The sequence below is a fragment of the Niallia sp. Man26 genome (assembly GCF_022049065.2).
Classification (GTDB): Bacteria; Bacillota; Bacilli; order Bacillales; family Cytobacillaceae; genus Niallia.
The window spans coordinates 374,752-391,321 of the sequence record NZ_CP095744.1 but is presented as its reverse complement, the minus strand read 5'-3'; the positions used below and the strand labels follow the sequence as shown (position 1 = coordinate 391,321).

Genomic DNA, 16,570 nt, shown 5'->3' with positions numbered 1-16,570 from the left:
GGATATCTTATGGAGGAAAAGAAAAAAGCTTTAATTATAGTCGATGTGCAAAAAGCTTTCGATAATAAAAAATGGGGAGAACGTAACAACCTTAATGCAGAAGAAAACATTAGTAAGATACTAAAATTATGGAGAGAACAAGAATGGTTAGTAATACATATACAACATACATCTGATAATCCTAATTCAGTATTTCATCATAAAAATGAGGGGTTTGCTATTAAAGAAATCGTTAAACCTATTGATAAAGAAGTAATAATAAATAAGAAAGTAAACAGTAGCTTTATTGGTACAAATTTAGAAGAGATTTTAATAGAAAATGAAATAAAAACAGTTGTAATTACTGGTTTAACTACACCTCATTGTGTATCTACAACTACAAGAATGAGTGGTAACTTAGGTTTCGATACATACCTGATTTCAGATGCAACAGCTGCCTTTGGTTTAAAGGACCAAAATGAGATATATTATGATGCAGAAGCTATTCATAATATATCTCTAGCTACATTGCACGAAGAATTTGCCACAATACTTACAACAGATAAATTGATAAACGAGTTCTTTTCTAGGCATATGTACTAAAAAATGCATTCTTTTCATAAAAGGGAGCGTCTTTTCTAGTACAATTAGAGCAGAATTCCTGTAATACAAAAATGTAGGATAAAAACATTCCTGTATCTCATTTATTCATCAAGCCTGCACTAATTAGTTGGCACTTTATTTATTCTTTTCTGCTGCTTTAGCTTTATAAAATGTTAAATTTAAGAATAAGTGTTTGTTTATTGAGAGATCATAAAGAAAAAGTCGATATTCCATAGGAACATCGACTTTTAACTATTAATGGATAATTTATATTATAAATAATTCTTTCTAATCAGCAATCTTAGCCTCATTAACGGGTTGACAAGATTGGCTGTCACTCTTTGGCAATCTACCATTATGCCAAAGGGCAGGGTTCGTATCATCTGGAATAACCTGATTCATAATATTACGGTAGTGCTTTTCTTTATTTAGAATATATTCGGCCATTAATTTTGCTTCTTCTAATTGCTTCAGGACCAGTTCTTTTTGCTTCAATATTATTTCAAAACGTTCCGGAATAGTAGAATCACCTTCCAAACAGAGCTCAACATATTTCTTTATATCATCAACTGACATTCCACTCTTTTTTAAGTTTTTTGCCCCTCTAAGCCAATTTATAGAATCATCCTTAAAGATGCGATTATTATTTTTATCTCGCTGTAGATTAGGAACTAACCCCTTATCTGTATAGTAACGTACAGTGTGGGAGGTTATATCAAGTAATTTAGCAACTTCTTTTACCGTATACATATATTAAAAAACTCCTTTTCTTTAAATTTAGGTTAATTTATATTATTGACTTCGTGTAACACGAAGGTGATATTGTAACGATACTCAGAATTTCAATCTTGTAATACCTATATAAATATAAAAAATACTATCTTTTCTTGACTTCGAGTAACACGAAGCTGGTAAGGTAATGATACTCAGGATTTCCAATCTTGTAAATACCTAAATCGATTTAAAAAATGCTATCTCTTTCTTGACTTCGTGTTACACGAAGGAATTATATTTAAAGCTGTTCAAAGAATCTGATAGTAAAATTTCGCAATAAAACATGCAAGAGTAAAGGATTTACTTTGAATAAATCAGAGACTATTTTTGGAGGTTTTAGTATGCAAAAAGTGACTTTAAATAATGGTGTTGAAATGCCTTTACTCGGATTTGGAGTTTGGCAGATCCCAGATGCTGAAGAATGTGAACAAGCAGTTTACGATGCACTTATTGCTGGTTATCGTCTAATTGATACTGCAGCTGCTTATGAAAATGAAGAAGCGGTCGGGAGAGCTATCATACGCAGTGGAGTGCCTAGAGAGGAAATATTTGTTACAACAAAACTGTGGGTTCAGGATGCTGGTTTTGAGCGTGCAAAAATAGCTTTTGAAAAATCATTGGATAGGCTGCAATTGGACTATATAGATTTATATTTGATTCACCAGCCATTTGGGGATATATACGGATCTTGGCGTGCGATGGAGGAATTGTATGCACAAGGAAAAGTTAAAGCAATAGGCGTAAGTAATTTCCAGATGGATCGTTTAGTAGATTTGATTTGTCATAACGATATTGTTCCAGTTGTAAACCAAATTGAAACCCATCCATTTTACCACCAATTGGAAAGTGAAAAAATTATGAAAGAATACAATATCCAGATGGAGTCTTGGGGTCCGCTTGCTCAAGGTAAAAATAACATTTTTCAAAATGAAATTTTAGTTACATTAGCTAATAAGCATAAAAAGTCTGTTGCTCAAGTAATTTTAAGGTGGTTAACACAAAGGGGAATTGTTGTGATTCCAAAGTCTGTTCACAAGGAACGAATTATCGAAAACTTTCGTATTTTTGACTTTGAATTAAGCCAAGACGATATGGACGCAATTTCAACTTTAGATACAAATACGAGTCTATTTCCTTCCAAAAACAATCCAAATATTGTGAAGCAATTTGCCAATTGGAAATTTGATATTTAATTTAATTTTCTCTGAAATAGAGAAAGACTTAGCCATGAAAGGATAGATTTATATGAAAGCAATAATGTTAAGAGAAACAGGGGAACCAAGTCAATTAAAGTTACAAGATATAGAAAAGCCAAAACCGGGTCCGAATGATGTCATCGTTCGATTACAAGCGGCATCTCTTAACCGAAGAGATCTTATGGTTGTAAAAGGGCAATACCCAGGGATGAAACTGCCAGCTATTCTTGGTTCCGACGGTGCAGGAAAGGTCGTCGAGGTTGGAGGCGAAGTTCAAAATGTCTTTATTGGTGAAGTCATTATAAACCCTGGAATAAACTGGGGAAATGATAAAGATAAAAAAAGTACCGACTTCCAAGTTCTTGGTAATCCAACTGACGGAACATTCGCTCAATATGTAAAGATACAAGTGGAAAATGTTTACGCAAAACCTACTCATTTATCTTGGGAAGAAGCAGCAGCACTACCACTCGCTGGCTTAACTGCCTACCGTGCTCTAATCACGAAAGGTAAAGTGAAGAAGGGGGAAACCGTACTTATCCCAGGTGTTGGCGGAGGCGTAGCTACTTTTCTTGTTCAGTTTGCAGCTGCATTAGGAGCAAAAGTTTACGTAACATCAAGCAAAGAAGAAAAGATAGAAAAGGCTAAAGAATTTGGTGCGGTGGGAGGTGTCAACTACACAGCAGATGATTGGTCGGAGAAATTAGAGAAATTAACTGGTGGTATTGACCTATCTATTGACAGTATTGGTGGAGATTCGTTTTCAACCTTAGTGTCACTTGGGAAAATTGGTAGTAGAATTGTCAGTTTTGGTGCAACGAGAGGTGCAGTACCGAATTTATTCCTTCCAAGTATGACTGTAAAGGAGATGTCCCTGATAGGTTCTACAATGGGAAGTCCCCAAGACTTTGCTGAGATGCTTAAATTTGTTGAAGAACACCAAATTCATCCTATTTTGGAAGAAACTCTTTCGTTGGAACAGCTACCAGAGGGATTATTCAAAATGGAACAGGGAGAAAACTTTGGGAAAATCGTTTTAACTATTCCACAAGATTAAAAATATATCCAGTATATAAATGATTTATAACTAAGTATAAATAGAAGGCTCACATGAAATATGCTTTAAACCATAAGCTGGAATCATTTCCGGTCCGCTAATATTAGTTAGCGAAAATTTATTTATAAAAATATCAAATGAAATTTTTTGTTAAAAAGGGAGTACTATTTTGGAGAAACATACTAAACTACTTATTTTTATTTTAGCATTTGGAGTATTTGGGGTATTGAACACAGAGATGGGTGTAATCGGTATTTTACCTTTACTGGCAGAGCATTACGGAATTTCTGTCACAAGAGCCGGATTGTTGGTTAGTCTGTTTGCACTTGTTGTTGCTATTACAGGTCCAGTATTACCAGTTTTATTTTCAGGTATTAATCGTAAAAAGGTAATGCTTATTTCTTTAGGAGTATTTGTAGTCGGCACTGTTTTTTCTATTTTTGCAACTAATTTTAACATTGCATTAGTCGCTCGTATAATTCCTGCATTTTTTCATCCAATCTATTGTTCATTGGCATTAACAATTGCAGCTACGGCAGGGGATGAAAAGGAAGCTCGGAAAGCAATAACCATTATTGTTATGGGAGTTTCTGCAGGTATGGTGCTTGGTGTACCTATCACTACATTTATTGCAAGTATGGCTTCAATTGAAATGGCGTTACTGTTTCCTGCTGCTTTAAATGCAGTAGCATTTTTATTAACTTTGTTCTTAGTACCTTCTATGCCAGTTGCAGGGAAAACATCTTACGGAAAGCAGTTAAGCGTATTGAAAAGACCAGTTACATGGTTAAGCATTTTTACGATTATTTTTCTAACCGCCGCAGTTGCTGGAACGAATAGTTTTACCACTGAATACTTGACTAGTGTTACACAAGTATCTGGGAAAACTTTAAGCCTAGTACTCTTTTTATTCGGTGCAGCAAGTATCGTTGGAAATCTTCTGGCTGGGAATTTTCTTACTAAAAGTGCAATCAAAACAGCCATTATTTTTCCGATAGTAATGGCATTAATTTTCATCGTATGGTTTTTTGTAGGAGAGCTTCTAGTTCCGATGGCAATAATTATGATTATATTCGGCATTTTGTTCTCCATTCAAAATAATTTGAACCAATATTGGATAACTTCTGCTGCACCAGAAGCACCAGAGTTTGCTAATGGATTATTCGTCTCGGGCTCTAACTGGGGAATAAGTATTGGAACTGCTGTAGGAGGCTTATTCATTACAGGCATTGGGATAGAATATATTGTTTGGGGAGGAATATTGTTCTTAGTGTTAAGTTTGGTGACTATTTTACTGAGAGGTTATATTTCTAAACCAGCGAAAAAACTGTCATAAATAATGTAGGCTACATTTGTAAAAATATTAATTAGAAAATGGCGATTCTTATAGATGAGGATCGCCATTTATCGTGGGTTATGAAATATTATGCCTTAATTGAGTTAGGATAGCTGTAAAAAGTCATTGTTTTACTTTATAAGAATATATATAATATCGACACAAAACTAACTAGAGGTGGATATAAAAATGGATAAAAGAGTCCAATTCGACTTTGAAATCGATTTTACTAATGGCGGTGGTTTACAAGGACAGGATTTTCGTCTCGATATCCATGGAGATGACATTTCTGATGATGAGTTAGCGAAATATATCGTAGAGGATATGAGATTGCTAATGGTTGGAAAAGTCAGGATACTCAACAAAAAAATAATTAATGAAAAACACAAGCGAAAATAAGAACCAGCTGCTATAATAGGCGGCTGGTTCTTGTTTTATTATGAAAGGGTAAGTTTGTTGAAGAAGGAATATTTGTTTAACTTTCAGTGTTGTCTTTCACTTTGTTCTGAATTTACAAATGTAAACTTCCATTTAGTTGATGTAATTCCGCTTCATGCAGCAATATAATGGATTTTTAAAAACAAAAAGCTTTTCTTTAACATGTGAAGCAAATAATTTTCTTATGCTGTTGGGATTTTTTGATTAGTTTGACGAGGAAGTCCTATTTTTATAAATTAAAAAGGAAGTTAAAATAAAAGATAAGAAGCGTTTGAAAGGAGTTCCTATGAAGAAAATTATTTCTATTGTGTTGGTAGCTATTATAGTTGTGTCTATTTCATATTATTCATTTTCGAAAGAATCCAATGATAAAACAGAAAGTGTCATAACAGATAAAAATGGGAATTTAATTGAACCAATTAGTAGTGATAACAATAATATTGGACATTGATAGAAATTCCCCTTATAGTGTCTGTCAACGGGGAGCATTAAGGAGTTGACGAATGCAAAACTCGATTAATTCCTATCAATATGTATGTAAGTTTGGGTCTTTATCTAGTGTGCACAAAAGGAATAATATATGATTATACCTATCTTTCGTGTTTTGATATTGAAAAAGTTTGCTCGTTTTATATAAATTATTTAGGATTTAGAATAGATTGGGAACATAAATATTCTTGAAAATATGCCAGTATATCTCCAAATTTCTTTAAATGATATAGTTATACATCTATCTGAACATAATGGAGACTCTTCTCCAGGGAGTTCAATTAGAATTAAAATTAATGATTTAAAAAATTTTCATTCCTTACTATCAAGAAAAGAATATCCATACTCTAATTCAGCTATTGAAAAAATGCCTTGGAACACTATCGAATTAACAGTTATTGACCCTTTTTCAAATAGAATTACATTTTATGAGGAAATTGAGTAACAGAACAGTTCAGAAAAACTAATCATGTAAATCTTGTGAAATTTAAAGAAGGGATCCATGAATTAAGAAGGGTTCTTCCTTGTTATCTTGAATGGATAAAAGCTAAAAAGCGGGATTTCCTTTTAGACAGAAAAAAGAAGGATTTAATAGTTGTTTTTCAACAGTTAGTGATAGAAGGAATTGTCAGAGTAAGATAGAATACATATGGTTAGAATAACTAAGGAATAGAGGATTTTGGATAAGTGGATAGACAACGAGCCCTTTTTTATGGATTTATTATTGGTGTAGTTTTATTAATTACTCCCGTACCTCATGTATTATATTGGATGGATGATAATGAAGAAGTATTTCGTTATTTTGGATTATTTATATCTGTAATCTGTGCTGTCCCATAAATTTTTGATGTTGCTAGAGTATATAAAAATATTCTTAAGAAGTATAGTTAACGAGAAAATGAAGAAAAGCTGTCCGTTATGGGCAGCTTTTCTTCATTCCCTAAAAGAGGGTAAACTGTATTAATAGTTGCCTTGCATTACTATTTAAACAGTCCAATAAATATGCTCTTACAGGAATTCAACTCAAAAAAGCACCAGCAAAATGCTGATGCTTTAATTCTGTTGAGAGTTCTATCCAGTTGATAAATGGAACCAATAGATTGTTAATAAAGTTTGTTTTCTTCTTGTTCAGCCTTCCACCATAGGGCATCGGCTGGATTTTCAATAACTTCTTTATAATCAGACTTTGTAGCAACTGTTGGGTAAGATCCTTTTAAGGATTTTCCTGTTGTACTCTTAAATAAGAATAGAATTACAAAGAATCCTATAAGGCTTATGATTGTTAAATACCAGGCAGGTGCTAAGTTATTGCCTGTTTGGTGAACGAGCCAGGTGGAAACTAATGGTGTAGTACCACCAAATATAGAAACTGAGACATTAAATGTTACAGATAGTGTTCGGTAGCGTATATCGGTATGGAACATTGCTGGTAGCGAACCAGGCATGGAGCCTTCATAGGTTGCAAGCAGTACACCCAGAATTAGAATACCTAATGAAATAAATATTAGGCCACTCATGTTTACGAAATAAAAAGCTAGCGCCGATAAAAGGGTCAAACCGCCTAAACCGATTAAGAAGACTTTTTTATTACCAATATTATCACTTAGCTTACCGAATAGTAATGTGAGTGGCACCATGATGACCATCACAAGTGTAATTAATATAGTACCTGTAGTGCTTGATAAACCAATAATTTCGTTTAAATAGGAAGGCATATAGGATAATAACATATAATTGGTAACATTAAAGAAGGCTACAGATACGAAACAGACAATAATATCTTTTTTATGATTTTTTAGTATAGAGAAGAAGCTTTCTTCTGTTTGTTCTTGAGCATCCGTAGTAGAAATTTCATTTTCAAAAATAGGTGATTCCTCTAGGTTCTTTCTCAAATACAATCCAACAAATCCTAGTGGTAAACCAAGCAAGAATGGAATTCTCCAACCCCATGAGGCCATTTGTTCATCTGATAAGGTGATAAAGAGTATGCTTGCTACGAGTGAAGCTAATATATATCCTGCAAGGGTACCAATTTCTAATCCACTTCCGAGGATGCTGCGCTTATTGTCAGGAGATGATTCAGCAATATAGACCATTGCACCGGCATATTCGCCTCCAGTTGAAAATCCTTGAATAATTCTTGCGACTAATAACAGGATAGGAGCCCATATTCCAATTTGGTCATAAGTAGGTAATAAACCGATCAATAAGGTCGAAAAGGCCATTAAAATAATGGTTGTAGTTAAGACGACTTTTCTTCCTGCTTTATCACCAATTTTACCGAAGATAATACCGCCTAAAGGTCGCATTAAGAAGGCAATTGCAAATGTGGCAAAAGTAAATACTAATTTTAACTCGTCATTTTGTACTGCACTAAAAAAGTTCTGACTAATAATAACAGCTAAGTAGGAATATAAACCAAAATCAAACCATTCCATTGCATTTCCTACTCCTGTAGCAAACACACTTTTCTTCGCTGTTTGAATATCTACAATGTTAATCTTCTTCTTGTTAAATTTCATTTTTTCAACTCCGTGATGTGCGGTTATACAAAAATAACAGATTAGTTCAATCTAGAGTTACTCATGTATCATATTGTGGGGAAAAGCATTTGAGGTAAACTGAAAGCACAAATAATTAATATAGTGCCAAATTCGTCAGGTCAAACTAACACTGATCTCAAGTGAATAGTTGTTTCCCTCCTTTCATTTTTTTATAATCCTAACGATTTAAACCTTGCTATCATTCACTACAATAAATCTGCTTATATAACCTATATTTTTTGTCTCATACTAAATACCCGAACAGATTTTACTTTAAACATAATGGAATATTACAAAGACTTTTTAGGAAATAAGATTCTTTATAATATAGGACTTAAAATACTGTGGTTTAGCCATTTTGAAGTTAATAATGGAACCAAATAAAAATTAAAACTTTTTCTCAAGTAGGGAAGTAAGTTGAACATTTACCATAACTTTAGATGTTTCGATATTAGTAGACCTAAAACTAATTTAAGAAAAATCTATGTCAACCCGTTGACATATGAAACCGGTTGACATAAAATGATGTTGAAAGTGCTTTCAATTTAGATTTGTACTCCATTACATCAAAAAGGGGAAATTGAAATGAATGGTTCAAAACGATTGTATTGGCAATTAAGTGCTTATTTTTTCTTTTTCTTTTTCACTTGGTCTTCTAGTTATTCCTTATTTTCCATTTGGTTAGGTCAAGAAATAAACTTAAACGGAGCAGAAACTGGCATTATCTTTTCTGTAAACGCTATCTTCGCTTTATGTATGCAGCCCATATACGGATATATTTCAGATAAAATTGGTCTGAAGAAAAATATTCTGTTTTTCATTAGCTTGCTTCTTGTTTTTGTTGGACCGTTTTATATTTATGTTTACGGACCATTATTGCAATTTAATGTGCTATTAGGGGCAGCGGTTGGTGGCCTTTATCTTGGAACAGCCTTTTTAGCCGGCATCGGTGCAATCGAGTCTTATATTGAAAAGATTGGCCGGAAATATCAGTTTGAGTATGGGAAATCAAGAATGTGGGGCTCGCTGGGATGGGCCGCAGCTACTTTCTTTGCCGGGCAGCTGTTTAATGTTAACCCGAACATCAACTTTTGGATTGCCTCTGTGTCTGCGGTCATTCTCGTTGCAATCATTTTATCTGTAAGAGTAGAGATGACTCATCATGAAATGGAAAGAGCCGACTCTGTTACCTTGAAAGATGTAGGACAGCTGTTTCTCTTAAAAGATTTCTGGTTTTTAATGATGTATGTTGTTGGTGTCACTTGCGTTTACAGTGTATATGATCAACAATTTCCAATCTATTATTCTTCTTTGTTTGCATCTGAAGCCCTTGGTAATCAAGTGTTTGGCTATTTAAATTCATTCCAAGTGTTTTTGGAAGCAGGAATGATGTTCTTAGCTCCATTTCTTGTGAATAAGCTTGGAGCGAAACGAAGTTTATTGCTGGCAGGTTTTTTGATGGCTTTCCGCATCATTGGCTCCGGTATTGTAATAGGTCCAATTGGAATTTCTTCGATGAAGTTAATTCATGCAGTGGAGCTGCCAATCATGTTAATTGCTATCTTTAAATATTTAGCTGCGAATTTTGACACTAGATTGTCATCAGTCTTATATTTAGTCGGCTTTCAATTTGCATCTCAAGTCGGTGCATCGATTCTATCTCCTTTGGCCGGCAGATTATATGACAGTATTGGATTTAGACAGTCCTATTTATTAATGGGATTATTGGTGCTCGTATTTTCGATTATTTCGATCTTCACATTACTCAATTCGAATAAAACGATAAATAATAAGAAAAAACTGCAAATAGTTAATTAGGAGGAATTGTACATGTTAACAACTAATAAGCTTCAACTAGCGCAAGAAGCCATCGAAAAGGCAAAGCAGCAAATGAATTCCCGCTACAGATTAGGCTATCATATTATGGCGCCTGCAAATTGGATAAATGATCCGAATGGTTTAGTCCAATATAAAGGGGAATATCATGTGTTTTATCAGCATCATCCATTTGATGAAAACTGGGGTCCGATGCATTGGGGCCATGTGAAAAGCAAGGATTTAGTTCATTGGGAGCACTTGCCAATTGCCCTTGCACCAACAGAAGCATACGAAAAAGATGGTTGTTTTTCTGGAAGTGCTGTTGATGATAATGGCATTCTTACCTTGATTTACACAGGCAATATATTTATAGACAAAGAGAAAGATATTCTCGATCAGTCCCAATGTATTGCTACTAGCACAGATGGCATTCACTTTACAAAAGACACCGCAAATCCGGTAATATCCAAGCATCCTGAAGAAGGATCTGGTCATTTCCGTGACCCTAAAGTATGGAAGTATGAGGACTTCTGGTATATGATATTAGGCACAAGAAAGGAAGATACCGGCAAAGTTGTTTTATATAAATCAAGTGATCTACGAGAGTGGCAATATATTGGCGTATTAGCAGAGAGTGATGGATCACTAGGTTATATGTGGGAATGTCCAGACTTCTTTGAGCTTGGAGGAAAGCATGTACTATTATTCTCTCCGCAAGGCATGGAGGCACAAGGTGAATTATATAATAATATCTTCCAAACAGGCTATATAGTTGGAGATTACAGTTATGAAACAAATAGCTTTGAAGCAGATGATTTCACAGAACTAGATAATGGCCATGACTTTTATGCAGTGCAAACATTTTTAGATGACAAAGGCCGCCGCATTGCGATTGGCTGGATGGATATGTGGGAATCGATTATGCCGACAAAGGAAGACGGCTGGTGCGGCGCCTTAACACTTCCCCGCGAGTTAACACTTGATCAAAATAACAAAATCCTCATGAAACCAGTAGAGGAATTGTCATTGCTGCGAACAACAGAGCAAAAGGTGTGCACAAACAAACATCTAGCTGAAAGCTATCTCGTTGAAGCAAATAATGATCTTATGGAATTAAAGCTTGATATTGATTTAACAAAAACAGCAGCACAAACAGTGGGCGTGAAAATCCGCGGCATCAATCAAGAGGAAACCTTGATAAAATATGAAACGAAAGAACAGAAGCTAGTGTTAGATGTGTCTAAAGCTGGAAAAAGCGAAGATGGAGTAAGAGGCACTACACTTAAAGCTGACACACAACTTTCACTAAGGGTGTTTATCGACAGATCCTCTATCGAAGTATTCGCAAATGATGGACAAGTGACAATGACAAGCCGTATATATCCTAACGAAGCAATACTAGGGTTTGAACTTTTTGCAGAAAATGGAGCAGCTGAAGTAATCGATTTTACTTATTGGGAATTGAAAGATATATGGGAATAATAATAGAAGGAACAAGTGTATACCACTTGTTCCTTCTTTCTTTAAAACGGCAGATTTCTAAACTTCTTTGGTGTTAATTCTGTATGCTCTTTAAAAATTTTTATGAAATGAGGCACACTGTTAAAGCCACATTCAAATGTGATTTCCTGAATAGATAAGTCTGTGTTGTGCAAGAGCTCTTTGGCATGATTAATGCGGAAGTTAATTAAATATTGATAGGGAGAACAGTTCAAATGTTTTTTAAATACTCGTGAAAAATGATATGGACTTAATCCTGCACAATCGGCAATGTCCTGAAGCTTAATTTGGTTAGGAAAGGAGCTTTCTATGTAATTAATCGCCTCTAAGATAGATTTGAACTGCAAGGAATCCACTTCACTCGATTTCTTTTTTAATTCATACAATATCTTATGTATATAAATAGATACAGCATCCTCTTCTACATGATTTTCTTTGGCTGCATGGAGAATACTAGTCATATAGTCTTGAATTACATAATTGTTTGCAATCGAAAAAACACATCCGCCTGCTTCATATAGGAGATTATAATAAGCTTCACTCGCATTACCAGAGAAATGAATCCAATCAAATACAGTTTCCTCTTCGGCCTGATATTTATGTGGTTTATAGCAATTCAGAAACACAAACGAGTTTTCTGAGGCGGTATATTCCTTTCCCTCATAAAAGATTCTCATTTTTCCCTTCTTTACAATCATAAATAGATAGCTGTTCCAATTGTTCCGCTCTACGATATATTCGTTACTGCAGCAGAACGTACCAGAGTAAGATAAATAGAAAAGTGCATCTTTCGCGAAATCACTAGGTGTATGAAAATACATTTTTGATTGTGATAAGACTCCTTTTTCCACCATATAAAACTTCCTCCTACATATCTTTTACACGCATTATAAAGACAGCAAGAATATTACATTATTTAGCAATATCCTATAATGACATTGTAAATAGAGTTTATTAATATGTACATAAGGAAAGCAAAAATAAACAATAAAGGAGTTAAATAACATGGAAATTAGAATTGGACTGATTGGTGCAGGTTGGATGGGTAAGGCTCATACGAACTCATTTGTAAACGCTTTATTGAACTTTGGTCCTGAATATGGCAAGCCAATTTTTGAAGTTGTATCAGATGTTAGTGCTGAAGCAGCTCAAAAAGCAAGTGAGACATTAGGCTATTCTAGATGGACAACAAACTGGCAGGACATAGTCACTGACGAACATATTGACATCGTTGATATTGCGACACCAAATGCATTTCACTATGAAATTGCAAAGGCTGCACTAGAGAACGGCAAGCATGTATACTGTGAAAAACCTTTAACTCTATCAAGTGAACAATCATTAGAGCTTGCGGAAATTGCGAAGGCTAAAGGAGTCGTCAACTATGTTGGCTACAATAATGTGATGAATCCAGCCAGTGCTTATATAAAAGAACTAGTAGACACTGGGAAACTAGGCGACATCGTCGGCTTCTTCGGAACGTATGCACAAGATAGCCTGCTTGACCCAAATTTGCCTATTACGTGGAGACATATTAATAAGTATTCTGGTTCTGGCGCACTAGGTGATTTAGGCTCCCACTTGTTAAGTGTTTCCCAGTTTATTTTGGGAAATATTGAAAGCGTTAATGCAACAGCGAAAACTATATTTAAACAAAGACCTTCATCTCCTGGTTCTTTAACTTTAGCAGAAGTAGAAAATGAAGATATTATTGCAATCCTAACAAACTATGAAAATGGAGCAGTCGGCACAATTTCTTCTAGCCGGATTGCAGCAGGAAGAAAAAATTACTTAACATATGAAATCCAAGGAACAAAAGGCACTGTTCACTATTCTTTAGAACGTATGAATGAAGTAAACGTGTATTTCACATCAGATAATAGTGCAGACAGAGGTTTCCGAACAGTATTTTTAGGTCCAGATCATAAAGGCTATAGTGCATTTTATCCAGCAGCTGGTATTGCAATCGGTTATAACGATATGAAAGTGCTTGAAGCACACGAATTGCTGTCAGCACTATCAAAAGGCACTTCCTATGCTTGTGATTTTGAATTTGGCGCACAAATTGATAAAACAGTTGATGCCATTCTAGCATCAGCAGTACAGCAGCAATGGGTTCGGGTGAATGAAGTGGGAGGTGTAATCGCATGAATATTAAAATAGGAACAGCACCAGACTCCTGGGGAGTATGGTTTCCCGAAGATGAAAAGCAAGTGCCGTGGGAACGGTGCTTAAATGAAATGGAAGAGGCAGGCTATGAGGGGATTGAGCTTGGACCATGGGGCTATCTTCCGAATAATTATCAGCAATTAAAGCAAGAGCTTGAGAAACGCAACTTAACCCTGACAGCAACAACATTAGTTGGTGATCTTACTTCTGAGAAAAAAACACAGGAAATGATTGCTCTACTCGATGAAATGGCAGAGCTTCAGCTGAAGTTTCCAACTGCGAAATATGTAGTGTTAATCGATGATTGTTATACAGATTTGTTTTCAGGCGAACTTATCCGTCCGCAAATATTAAACGATGACGAATGGAGCTCATTTATCCGCAATGTAGAACAAATAAAAAACCATGCAAAATTAAGATACGGCTTGGAAGTAGTGTTTCATCCTCATGCACAAAGCCATATTGAGACAGAGGAGCAAATCGAAAGACTTCTGCATGACACAGATATAAATCTATGCTTAGATACAGGACATCATGCATATGCAGATGGTGAACCAGTTGCGTTCATGCGCAAACACCATGCTCGTATTCCATACCTTCACATTAAAAGCTGTGATCTCAAGGTAAGAGAAAGAATGCAAATAGAGGGCTGGTCCTTTGCTAAAGCAGTGAGTGAGGATATTATGTGTGAACCTGAATTAGGTGTAGTCGATATGGAAGCTTTCTTTAAAACTTTGCAGGACATAAACTATAATGGGTGGGCAGTTGTCGAACAGGATATGTATCCTGCACCATTTGATAAGCCATTTCCAATTGCAAAGCGGACAAGTGAATACTTAAAAACTATTACTAACGTAATTAATACCAAATAAACAGTTCTTTACAACTCTATCATAAAGAAGATCCATCATATGATAGAGTTGTAAAGCTAAGAAAGCATCCGTTTTATTTGATTATTTTTGAAAGCGGATACAAATACTCTGGCGAAAAAGGAGGAATGGGCAATGGATAATGCAAAGTTGTCTAATCATTACTCGATGGAGACAGGAAAGGGTAATAAAGATCCAAAAAAAAATCTCCGGTTAATTACGATTGTAGCGACCTTTGGAGGATTGTTGTTTGGTTATGATACAGGTGTAATTAACGGTGCACTGCCATTCATGGCTCAGCCTGACCAGCTTAACTTAACTCCTTTTACAGAAGGTTTAGTCGCAAGTTCACTTGTTTTGGGTGCGGCGATTGGGTCAATTTTCGGAGGTCGTCTGTCAGATACTAAAGGACATCGAAAAACAATACTTTATTTAGCGATCTTGTTCTTCTTCGCTGCACTTGGCTGTGTTATCGCCCCAAATACAACAATCATGATTTCATTCCGTTTTCTGTTAGGTCTAGCGGTAGGCGGAGCATCTGTAATTATTCCATCTTATCTTGCAGAAATGTCACCTGCAGAACGACGAGGAAGATTAGTAACGCAAAATGAATTAATGATTGTCACTGGTCAATTTCTTGCCTATGTTTTTAATGCTGTTATTGGAAATACGTTTGACGAAACAGGCCATGTATGGCGATATATGCTAGTGATTGCTACACTACCAGCCGTTGCCTTATGGTTAGGTGTTCTTATATTGCCAGAAAGCCCACGCTGGCTCGCATCAAAAGGGAGAATAGCAGAAGCACTGCATACACTAAAACAAATTCGTGAAGGAATTTCGGCTGAGAAAGAATTAAAAAGTATTCAAGCAAGTATCGAAGAAATGAAAAACACCAAAAAAGTTACCTTTAAAGATTTAGGCATTCCATGGATTAGAAGAATCGTTGTCCTTGGAATAGGAATCGGAGCGATTTCACAATTAGTAGGCATTAATTCAATCATGTACTATGGCACACAAATTCTCCAAAACTCTGGCTTTGGAACAAAGGCAGCATTAATCGAAAATGTCGCAAATGGCTTAATTTCCTTAGTAGCCGTCATTATTGGCATGTCCATCATGCATAAAGTAAATAGACGCTCTATGTTTTTGACAGGATTAATTGGTGTTACCGCAGCTCTCCTTTCAATCGGAATTTCCACACTGCTTCTTGCGGATTCCCCAATGCTGCCATATGTCGTCCTTTCTATGACATGTTTATACTTAGCGTTCTTCCAAGGAGCAGTCGGTCCAATGACATGGCTCACCTTATCAGAGATATTTCCAGCCAGAATCCGAGGAATAGGGATGGGAATGGCAGTCTTGTTTCTCTGGCTTTTCAATTTTTTAGTTGGTTTATTCTTCCCCGTACTATTAGACAGTGTTGGCTTATCGGCAACCTTCTTCCTTTTCGCCGTATTTGCGGTTGGAGGGATTGTGTTTATAGGAAAGTATTTACCGGAAACAAGAGGATTGTCGCTGGAGCAGATTGAGGAGAATTTTAAACGGAGTTAAAGGATCTTATAATTGTTATTTAGAGTTGCATCTGAATGGATGCAGCTCTATTTTTTGTATTCATGCAAGCTATTAAAATAATTTGTTAAATAATCTGACAAGTTGCTTGCCTGTAAAGAAGGAATAAATTACGATGAATTGCAAATACATCGACTTATTTACCTTTCATTTGAACGAAAATCCCAGAATAACTAGGTACGTCTTAGAGAATGCTCCGAAGAAGTTGAACCATACTAGGCTAGCGA

At 35.5% G+C, this 16,570-nt stretch carries 15 protein-coding genes and 1 pseudogene; 13 read left to right on the top strand and 3 right to left on the bottom strand.

What is annotated here, in order from left to right; translation table 11 throughout:
• Positions 1 to 9: 9 nt before the first annotated feature.
• Positions 10 to 582 carry a cysteine hydrolase family protein gene (locus L8T27_RS21365; protein WP_233315115.1) on the top strand — a complete coding sequence of 191 codons (573 nt, stop codon included), beginning with the start codon at positions 10 to 12 and terminating at the stop codon, positions 580 to 582.
• A 288-nt stretch (positions 583 to 870) separates the two neighbouring features.
• Here the strand turns inward: L8T27_RS21365 and L8T27_RS21360 are convergent, their stop codons facing one another.
• Positions 871 to 1,332, bottom strand: a complete 462-nt coding sequence (locus L8T27_RS21360; RefSeq protein WP_233315116.1) for a MerR family transcriptional regulator — start codon at positions 1,330 to 1,332, stop codon at positions 871 to 873.
• A 365-nt stretch (positions 1,333 to 1,697) separates the two neighbouring features.
• Here L8T27_RS21360 and L8T27_RS21355 point away from each other — a divergent pair, with 365 nt between their 5' ends.
• The 7 genes and pseudogenes from L8T27_RS21355 (at position 1,698) to L8T27_RS21325 (ending at position 6,712) form a co-directional block, all read left to right on the top strand.
• The gene (locus tag L8T27_RS21355; protein WP_237942858.1) at positions 1,698 to 2,549 is read left to right on the top strand and encodes an aldo/keto reductase; all 852 of its coding nucleotides are present in this window, start codon (positions 1,698 to 1,700) and stop codon (positions 2,547 to 2,549) included.
• Positions 2,550 to 2,601: 52 nt separating this feature from the next.
• Positions 2,602 to 3,609, top strand: a complete 1,008-nt coding sequence (locus L8T27_RS21350; protein WP_237942856.1) for a quinone oxidoreductase family protein — start codon at positions 2,602 to 2,604, stop codon at positions 3,607 to 3,609.
• Positions 3,610 to 3,778: 169 nt separating this feature from the next.
• Positions 3,779 to 4,945, top strand: a complete 1,167-nt coding sequence (locus tag L8T27_RS21345) for an MFS transporter (RefSeq protein WP_237942854.1) — start codon at positions 3,779 to 3,781, stop codon at positions 4,943 to 4,945.
• Positions 4,946 to 5,134: 189 nt separating this feature from the next.
• Positions 5,135 to 5,344, top strand: a complete 210-nt coding sequence (locus L8T27_RS21340) for a cyclase (RefSeq protein WP_233315120.1) — start codon at positions 5,135 to 5,137, stop codon at positions 5,342 to 5,344.
• A 325-nt stretch (positions 5,345 to 5,669) separates the two neighbouring features.
• Positions 5,670 to 5,834 (top strand): hypothetical protein, encoded by a 165-nt coding sequence (locus tag L8T27_RS21335; protein ID WP_237942853.1) that lies wholly within the window; start codon positions 5,670 to 5,672, stop codon positions 5,832 to 5,834.
• A 129-nt stretch (positions 5,835 to 5,963) separates the two neighbouring features.
• A pseudogene (locus L8T27_RS21330) lies at positions 5,964 to 6,317 on the top strand (glyoxalase superfamily protein).
• Between the two features lie 242 nt (positions 6,318 to 6,559).
• Positions 6,560 to 6,712, top strand: coding sequence for a hypothetical protein (locus tag L8T27_RS21325; RefSeq protein WP_237942852.1), 153 nt, complete (start codon positions 6,560 to 6,562; stop codon positions 6,710 to 6,712).
• A gap of 263 nt (positions 6,713 to 6,975) precedes the next feature.
• Here L8T27_RS21325 and L8T27_RS21320 read toward each other — a convergent pair whose 3' ends face one another.
• The gene (locus L8T27_RS21320) at positions 6,976 to 8,394 is read right to left on the bottom strand and encodes an MFS transporter (protein WP_233315122.1); all 1,419 of its coding nucleotides are present in this window, start codon (positions 8,392 to 8,394) and stop codon (positions 6,976 to 6,978) included.
• Between the two features lie 606 nt (positions 8,395 to 9,000).
• On the opposite strand from L8T27_RS21320, the gene L8T27_RS21315 reads away from it, so the two are divergent.
• Both L8T27_RS21315 and L8T27_RS21310 read left to right on the top strand, forming a co-directional pair.
• The gene (locus L8T27_RS21315) at positions 9,001 to 10,233 is read left to right on the top strand and encodes an MFS transporter (RefSeq protein WP_233315123.1); all 1,233 of its coding nucleotides are present in this window, start codon (positions 9,001 to 9,003) and stop codon (positions 10,231 to 10,233) included.
• Positions 10,234 to 10,245: 12 nt separating this feature from the next.
• On the top strand, positions 10,246 to 11,715 hold the full coding sequence (locus L8T27_RS21310) for a glycoside hydrolase family 32 protein (RefSeq protein ID WP_237942851.1): 1,470 nt from the start codon (positions 10,246 to 10,248) through the stop codon (positions 11,713 to 11,715).
• 41 nt (positions 11,716 to 11,756) lie between these two features.
• Here the strand turns inward: L8T27_RS21310 and L8T27_RS21305 are convergent, their stop codons facing one another.
• The gene (locus L8T27_RS21305) at positions 11,757 to 12,587 is read right to left on the bottom strand and encodes a helix-turn-helix domain-containing protein (RefSeq protein WP_237942850.1); all 831 of its coding nucleotides are present in this window, start codon (positions 12,585 to 12,587) and stop codon (positions 11,757 to 11,759) included.
• A 151-nt stretch (positions 12,588 to 12,738) separates the two neighbouring features.
• Between L8T27_RS21305 and L8T27_RS21300 the strand changes: the two genes are divergently transcribed.
• From L8T27_RS21300 to L8T27_RS21290, 3 genes are all read left to right on the top strand, one after another.
• The gene (locus L8T27_RS21300) at positions 12,739 to 13,884 is read left to right on the top strand and encodes a Gfo/Idh/MocA family protein (RefSeq protein ID WP_237942848.1); all 1,146 of its coding nucleotides are present in this window, start codon (positions 12,739 to 12,741) and stop codon (positions 13,882 to 13,884) included.
• The gene (locus L8T27_RS21295) at positions 13,881 to 14,774 is read left to right on the top strand and encodes a sugar phosphate isomerase/epimerase family protein (RefSeq protein ID WP_233315127.1); all 894 of its coding nucleotides are present in this window, start codon (positions 13,881 to 13,883) and stop codon (positions 14,772 to 14,774) included. The genes L8T27_RS21300 and L8T27_RS21295 overlap by 4 nt, the downstream gene beginning before the upstream one ends.
• A 132-nt stretch (positions 14,775 to 14,906) precedes the next feature.
• A complete protein-coding gene (locus L8T27_RS21290) occupies positions 14,907 to 16,325 on the top strand; it encodes a sugar porter family MFS transporter (RefSeq protein WP_282581465.1) in 1,419 nt (472 codons plus the stop codon).
• The last annotated feature ends 245 nt before the right edge of the window (positions 16,326 to 16,570 follow it).